This window comes from Persicitalea sp. (assembly GCF_041751555.1).
Classification (GTDB): Bacteria; Bacteroidota; Bacteroidia; order Cytophagales; family Spirosomataceae; genus Persicitalea.
This window is the reverse complement of the sequence record NZ_JBGSXF010000282.1, coordinates 1-6,770: the sequence shown is the minus strand read 5'-3', so window position 1 is coordinate 6,770 and position 6,770 is coordinate 1. Positions and strand designations below refer to the sequence as shown.

The following is a 6,770-nucleotide window of genomic DNA, read 5'->3' as shown; positions in this document are numbered from 1 at the left end:
CGCAGGGCTTGAAACAGGAATTGGTACTGGGGCAGGATTGGCGTTGGTAGAACTTATGGGTAGGTAGGTCGCTCACTTCTCCTCCCCGCAAGCCTCGCCCGGCTTGCGGCCACACACTCCACAGGTTGCGCCTTCCTGTTGCATGAAAGGATTATTAGTAGCGCAAGTACCCTTGAATTCGCCGTTCTTGATAAAAAGCAAACGAACGCTGAACAATAGAAATCCGGCGAGCACCAGAACGATAGAAAGAAGTATTACAGGAAGCATAAAATGATGTTTTGCTGCTAAGATAAAAACTATTAGAACAACCGACGGGTACCAATAATAATTTTCAAGGAATTATTTGTAAATAAGATAGCGACACCTTATATTCGTCGCACTATTCCTAAACCCTGTTGACTTAACAATGATTCCGTTATGATCACTGTCAAGAAAATCCTCGAAGACAAGGCCATTTCCGAGGTGTGGAGCGTACCCCCTACCACCAGCGTTATCGACACGCTGCACCTCTTGTCTGAAAAGAACATCGGTGCCGTGGTAGTTCTGGACGGTGAAAAACTCGTCGGCATCTTCTCTGAGCGCGACTACGCCCGCAAAGGAATTATCCAGGGTCGCAAGGCCAAAAGTACCCCCATTTCTGAGGTTATGACGCCAAAAGTCTTCACCGTGGACCCTGACACTACCATCCAGGAATGTATGGGGATGCTAGGCCAAAAGCGCATCCGCCACCTGCCCGTATTGGAAAAAGACCGGGTGGTCGGCGTCATTAGCATCGGCGATGTCGTGAAGTCCATCATGTCGGAGCAGAAGCAACATATTCAGTTTCTCGAGCAGTACATAACTCAGTCGTGAGGAAATAAATGGCGCTACTCCTCATTGGCGTTTTCATTCTGGGCTACGCCCTGATTGCGCTGGAACACCCTCTAAAAATTGACAAAGCCGCCTCAGCTCTGCTGACGGGGGTTTTTTGTTGGCTAATTCTTTTGGTTGGTTTCGAGTACATGCCAGCTTTTCAGAACGCGCCGCTACCCGACAACCCACACGAATTCCTGAACGAATCGCTCTTCGAACATCTGGGTGAAATCTCCGGCATCCTTTTCTTCTTACTTGGAGCCATGACCATCGTCGAATTGGTAGATGCCCACGACGGTTTCCGAGCCATCACCGACCGTATTTCGACCACTGACCGCGTCAAACTACTGTGGATTATTTCGTGGGTGTCATTCTTCCTCTCGGCGGGCCTCGACAATATGACAACTACCATCATCATGTGCGCCCTGATCCGGCGCATCGTGCGGCGACAAGAGAACGTCTGGCTGCTGGGCGGGTTTGTTATTGTGGCCGCCAATGCGGGTGGTGCCTTCTCACCCATCGGCGACGTAACTACCATCATGCTCTGGATCGGTGGGCAAGTCACGACGTTTAGTGTGATGAAAGAACTTATCCTGCCTTCTTTTGTAAGTCTCCTGGTGCCACTAATAGCCGCATCCTTTTTCCTGAAAGGCAAAGTGCAACCGCCCGAACAATCTTTGGAATCGGGTCACGGGCAGGGAGGCACTACGCCCTTCGAACAAAATGCCATGTTTGTGTTGGGTGGACTGGGACTGCTTTCGGTGCCGGTTTTCAAGTCCATCACCCATTACCCGCCCTATATGGGTGTACTGCTGGCTGTGGGCGTCCTGTGGGCTTTTACTGAAGTACTCCATCGCTCAAAAGAGATTGAAGTCAAGCGCGGTTTGTCAGTGGCTAATATCCTGCGCCGCGTCGATACGCCCAGCATCCTTTTCTTCTTGGGTATTCTACTCGCCGTGGGTGCGCTTGACACTTCGGGCCACCTGCGGCTGCTCGCTACTACCCTCGACGATACTTTCGGCAATATCTACATCATCAACACGCTCATCGGCATTCTTTCTTCGCTGGTGGACAATGTCCCGTTGGTCGCCGCAACAATGGGCATGTACCCCCTCACGGAATTCCCGCCGGATAGCAACTTCTGGAACCTGCTGGCCTACTGCGCTGGCACGGGGGGCAGCATCCTTATTATTGGCTCTGCGGCGGGCGTCGCCGCCATGGGTATCCTCAAGATCGACTTCGTCTGGTACTTCAAGCGCATCTCCGCCTACGCCCTGCTGGGCTACTTCTCGGGCATCGTGGTGTATTATCTGCTGAACTAGATATCAGCGCGGATTGGCCTGGCCACAGTTGACATTTAGTGTTCGAAATCGAACACTAAATGTCCGCTAACGGTCATTCTTCCAAAACAATTTATCCTCAAACCTCTGAAAATCAGTAACCCTCTTTGCTGGCATAGGCCTTGTATATTTTCTTATCATCCGTTCATCCCAAAATAAAAAAATAGCAGATGCAACGTTCCTCCCACTTCCTGCATCACTCCTAAAACAAACTTTAAGCAAATCATGAAAACCAATCGAATTTACTCAGCCATTCTCGCCTTGCTCGTCGCCACGAGTACTTATGCCCAGCGCAACAACGAAAAGCCCTACTTCACCAAGGACTTCTCCGAGAACTACCTCGAAGCCGTGAAAGTCAAAACCTCCGGCGGTTCCATTTCGGTGGAAGGTGATAACAAAAGCGGCGTAACTGTAGAAATGTACGTACGAGCCAACAATTGGAAGGGCGACGACGTTAGCGACGATGAGATAGAAGACCGCCTGAAAGAATACGACATCACTATCCGCCGCGAGGGAAACAACGTCGTAGCCATCGCCGAACCAAAAGACCGGAATGGCATGAACTGGAAGAAGGGCCTCTCTATTTCCTTCAAGGTCTATACGCCCCGCAACTTCGCCACCGACTTACGCACCAGCGGCGGTAGCATCCGGCTGGCTGGATTGAACGGCGAGCAAAACTTCACCACCAGCGGTGGCAGCATCGACGTCAATGACTTGAAAGGCAACATCAAGGGCCGTACTTCGGGTGGTAGCATCGAGGCTACCAACTGCTCCGATAATGTGGATCTCGCCACCAGCGGCGGCAGCATCAAGGCCGAAAGTATGGTCGGCAACATTCGGCTGATTACCAGCGGTGGCAGTATCAATTTGGCTGACCTCAACGGTAAAATCAAAGCCACCACCAGTGGGGGCGGCGTACGGGCCGATGGCATTCAGGGAGATTTGGAAACCAGTACCTCGGGCGGTTCCATTCGGATGAAGAATCTGGCCGCCAGCGTGAAAGCCAGCACCAGCGCGGGCAGCATAGAAGCCGAGTTCGACCGTCTGGGCGATTTCGTTTCGCTCTCAACCTCGGCGGGTAGCGTGCGGGTGAACATGCCAATGAACAAAGGACTCGACCTGGATTTGCGCGGCAATCGTGTTTCCATCGACCTGAAAAATTTCGACGGTAGGATGGATAAAGATCGTGTACAAGGCAGCCTGAACGGCGGCGGCATTCCCATCAAGTTGACTGCCAGCAGCGGTAGTGTTTACGTCAATCAGTGATAAGCAGGAAGCGTTTTTCAAGAATATCTATTAGCGATGAAAGGGACTACTGTCCCCGAAAAAGTGTCCTTAACCGGACGCTTTTTTCGTTATGATCCAGACTTTTTCTTTATTGGGGAGGAAATCAATCAGCTATCTATGGTTAGTGTACAGGAAGCAAAATCCCTTATTCAATCCACCGTCCCGGTACTTTACCCGGAGCAGAAAAACCTTTCTGAAACGGTTGGTCAGGTTTTGGCCGAAGAATTGGTATCGCCCCTGGCACTACCGCCCTTCCGGCAGTCCTCAATGGACGGGTACGCAGTTCATCACGCCGACATCACCAGGGCCGGAACTTTGCTACCTGTTGTAGCCGAGTCACGGGCGGGCAACGCTACGCTTCAGACATTGCAACGCGGCACAGCAGTACACACTCTAACGGGTGCCCCCATTCCCGACGGAGCCACAGCAGTGGTGATGAAGGAAAAAGTGGATCGGACAGCCGATGCCGCGATCATTCAGCAGTTCCCCGTGCCGGATGGACAAAACGTGCGCAGCGTGGGCCAGCAAATCCAGAAAGGCGATGTGGCGATGCCCAAAAGTACCTACCTCACCCCCGGTTCGGTGGGTTTTCTGCTTGGGATGAACATTCATTCCGTCAAAGTGTACCGAAAACCCAGCGTTGGTATTCTGGTTACTGGCGATGAACTGGTGCAACCTGGCGACGGTGTAGCCTTGGAATTTGGTCAGATATACGAATCCAACTCCGCTATGCTAGCGGCCGTCCTGCGGTCCGAGGGAATTGATGATGTAAGCATTCGCTACGTAGCAGACAACGAGGCGGCAACTATTCAGGCCCTTCGTGAACTCACTGAACAGCACGATATGGTGCTAAGCAGCGGGGGTATCTCGGTAGGTGCTTATGATTTTGTGGGCACTGCCTTGCGAGAAATCGGCGTGGAGGAGGTATTCTATAAGATACGCCAGCGCCCCGGCAAGCCGCTGTTTTTCGGGCGTAACGACGACACCATTGTTTTCGCGCTTCCCGGAAACCCGGCTTCCACGTTGGTGTGTTACTACGAGTACGTACTGCCCGCCCTGCGGTTGATGTCGGGGCGTACCGACTGTTTTTTGGCCAAACTCAAACTACCCATCACCCACGCCTTTTCCTTCCAGGGCGAGCGCGACGAGTTCCTGAAAGCCACCGCCACCACCGAAGCCGTTACGCCACTCTACGGACAAGAATCGTTCGTGCTGCGGTCGTTTGCCATCGCTAATGCGCTAATTTACTTACCTTCGTCCCAGAACTCCGTGCAGCCCGGCGATTTGGTTGAAGTACATTTATTGCCGTTCTTCTTTTAAAAAGCCATGACCCTTTCCATCTTATATTTTGGTATGATTGCCGAAGCCGTCGGACAGCCACTCGAAACCTGGCATTCGCTGGATGCGCTTACTGTCGGCGATTTAAAAAGCGATATTTTGAAAAAGTACCCAATGCTCCGCGACCGCAAATTCCAGATCGCCGTCAACCAGCAAATCGCCGAAGAGTCGTTTCCCATTCCGCCTTTGGCAGAAGTAGCTTTATTGCCACCTTTCGCCGGAGGGTAGTTTAAATTTGGAATTAGTGAATGTCGGACGGGGGCGCCCGGCGATGTGTGAATATTTTCATTCCGACATTCACTAATTCACATATTCCGACATTGATTTTGAAAAAAGTATTCGTCGAAGGCCCTATCAGCCCGCAGTTCATCGCCGGCTCCATCGCCAAGCACCAGTCGAAAACGGGCATCGGTGCACATAATATTTTCTTAGGCCAAATCCGCGCCGACGAAAAGGAAGGCGGCGTGGTCACTGGTATCGACTATTCAGCTTATCCCGAAATGGCCGAAAAAGTCTTTCACCAAATCAGGGAAGCCGCCTTTGAAAAATTCGAACTGAATTGCCTGCACATCTACCACAGCCTGGGCGTAGTGCCCACGGGTGAAATAAGTCTGTTCGTTTTCGTGTCTTCGCCGCACCGCCGCGCTACTTTCGAGGCCATCGAATTTTTAGTAGAAGAAATTAAAGCCAAAGTACCAGTCTTTGGTAAAGAGCTGATTGGCGAGAAAGGGGATTTTGTTTGGAAGGAAAACAAGCAATAGTAAAAATTCAACGCATTAATAAAGAGCCATTTCTATGTTCCCTTATCTAAAAAAAACATTGTGGATTTATCTCTTATGGTCATTCGCGACAGGAACTGGGTATGCCCAATCCTCAGAAAAAGACACTTTACGCCTATTCGTCATTGGAAACAGCTTTTCACAAAATGCTACCCGTTACTTGCCCCAATTGGCGGCTGAAAAAGAACGCGGTCTGGTGATCGGGAGAGCCGAACTAGGTGGTAGTCCACTGAAAAGGCACTGGGAACACGCCGAAGCAGCGGAGGCGGATTCCCTGGATCCGAAAGGCAGGCCTTATCACGGGAAATCGTTGCGAATGCTCCTTTCCGAAGGTACCTGGCATATCGTAACCATTCAGCAGTATTCGATGCACTCGACCGACCCCGCTACTTACGAGCCTTACGCCAGAAAATTATTTGACTACATCAAAGCAATACAGCCCCAGGCCGAGGTAGTTCTCCACCAGACCTGGGCCTATCGCTCTGATGCCGATGGCTTTGGGCAAATTGGAGAAGAGAAATTCACGCAAAGTGAAAAGGAAATGTGGGAGAAATCAAGAAAAGCTTACCACGAAAAAGCCCAAAAATTAGGGATAAGGATAATTCCCGTCGGTGATGCCTTTTGGAAAAACAGTTCTGACCCCGAATGGGGTTATCGGAAAGACCCAAAGCTTGATAGTAAAAATTCCGAATACCCGGCACTCCCCGATCAAAGTCACTCGCTACATGCCGGCTATCGGTGGACCAATGACAAAAAAATGGGATTCGACTCGCATCACGCCAATGAGGCGGGCTGCTACCTGGGGTCGCTCGTGTGGTACGCCTTTCTTTTCGATCAATCTCCACTGCAACTATCGTTCGTTCCCGAGAATATATCTGCTGCCTTTGCCGCCCAACTTAGAAAAGTAGCGGCTACGACGGTAGCTGAAGCGAGAAAGCAGCGCTGATTGTCCTGCAGATTTCTAAACTAAAATATCTCTCGTGGTCGATATTACCCACAAAACCAACACGCTGCGCATCGCCACCGCCCAGGCGACAGTAAAGGTAAGCAAGCCCGAAACCATCGCCGCCATTCGTGAGCGCACCGTACCGAAAGGCGATGTCTTCGAGATGGCCAAAGCCGCCGGGCTACTGGCCGTCAAGAAAACGCCCGACCTGCTGCCCGACTGCCACCC

9 protein-coding genes are annotated in these 6,770 nt (G+C 51.3%); 8 read left to right on the top strand and 1 reads right to left on the bottom strand.

Annotated features, from left to right (window positions below; translation table 11 throughout):
* Window positions 1-72: 72 nt before the first annotated feature.
* A complete protein-coding gene (locus ACEW8P_RS09910) occupies window positions 73-267 on the bottom strand; it encodes a hypothetical protein (protein WP_373512926.1) in 195 nt (64 codons plus the stop codon).
* Window positions 268-417: 150 nt separating this feature from the next.
* Here ACEW8P_RS09910 and ACEW8P_RS09905 point away from each other — a divergent pair, with 150 nt between their 5' ends.
* From ACEW8P_RS09905 to ACEW8P_RS09870, 8 genes are all read left to right on the top strand, one after another.
* The gene (locus ACEW8P_RS09905; RefSeq protein ID WP_373512925.1) at window positions 418-852 is read left to right on the top strand and encodes a CBS domain-containing protein; all 435 of its coding nucleotides are present in this window, start codon (window positions 418-420) and stop codon (window positions 850-852) included.
* An 8-nt stretch (window positions 853-860) separates the two neighbouring features.
* Complete coding sequence (gene nhaD / locus ACEW8P_RS09900) at window positions 861-2,174, top strand: sodium:proton antiporter NhaD (RefSeq protein ID WP_373512924.1); 1,314 nt, start codon at window positions 861-863, stop codon at window positions 2,172-2,174.
* 243 nt (window positions 2,175-2,417) lie between these two features.
* Entirely contained in the window at window positions 2,418-3,458 is a 1,041-nt protein-coding gene (locus tag ACEW8P_RS09895) for a DUF4097 domain-containing protein (RefSeq protein WP_373512923.1), read from the top strand.
* Window positions 3,459-3,494: 36 nt separating this feature from the next.
* Window positions 3,495-4,799 (top strand): gephyrin-like molybdotransferase Glp, encoded by a 1,305-nt coding sequence (gene glp / locus ACEW8P_RS09890; protein ID WP_373512922.1) that lies wholly within the window; start codon window positions 3,495-3,497, stop codon window positions 4,797-4,799.
* A 6-nt stretch (window positions 4,800-4,805) separates the two neighbouring features.
* Window positions 4,806-5,045 carry a MoaD/ThiS family protein gene (locus tag ACEW8P_RS09885; protein ID WP_373512921.1) on the top strand — a complete coding sequence of 80 codons (240 nt, stop codon included), beginning with the start codon at window positions 4,806-4,808 and terminating at the stop codon, window positions 5,043-5,045.
* 98 nt (window positions 5,046-5,143) lie between these two features.
* Window positions 5,144-5,578 (top strand): molybdenum cofactor biosynthesis protein MoaE, encoded by a 435-nt coding sequence (locus tag ACEW8P_RS09880; protein WP_373512920.1) that lies wholly within the window; start codon window positions 5,144-5,146, stop codon window positions 5,576-5,578.
* Between the two features lie 34 nt (window positions 5,579-5,612).
* Entirely contained in the window at window positions 5,613-6,542 is a 930-nt protein-coding gene (locus tag ACEW8P_RS09875; protein WP_373512919.1) for a DUF4886 domain-containing protein, read from the top strand.
* 34 nt (window positions 6,543-6,576) lie between these two features.
* On the top strand, window positions 6,577-6,770 hold a 194-nt coding region (locus ACEW8P_RS09870; RefSeq protein ID WP_373512918.1), incomplete at its 3' end, for a cyclic pyranopterin monophosphate synthase MoaC.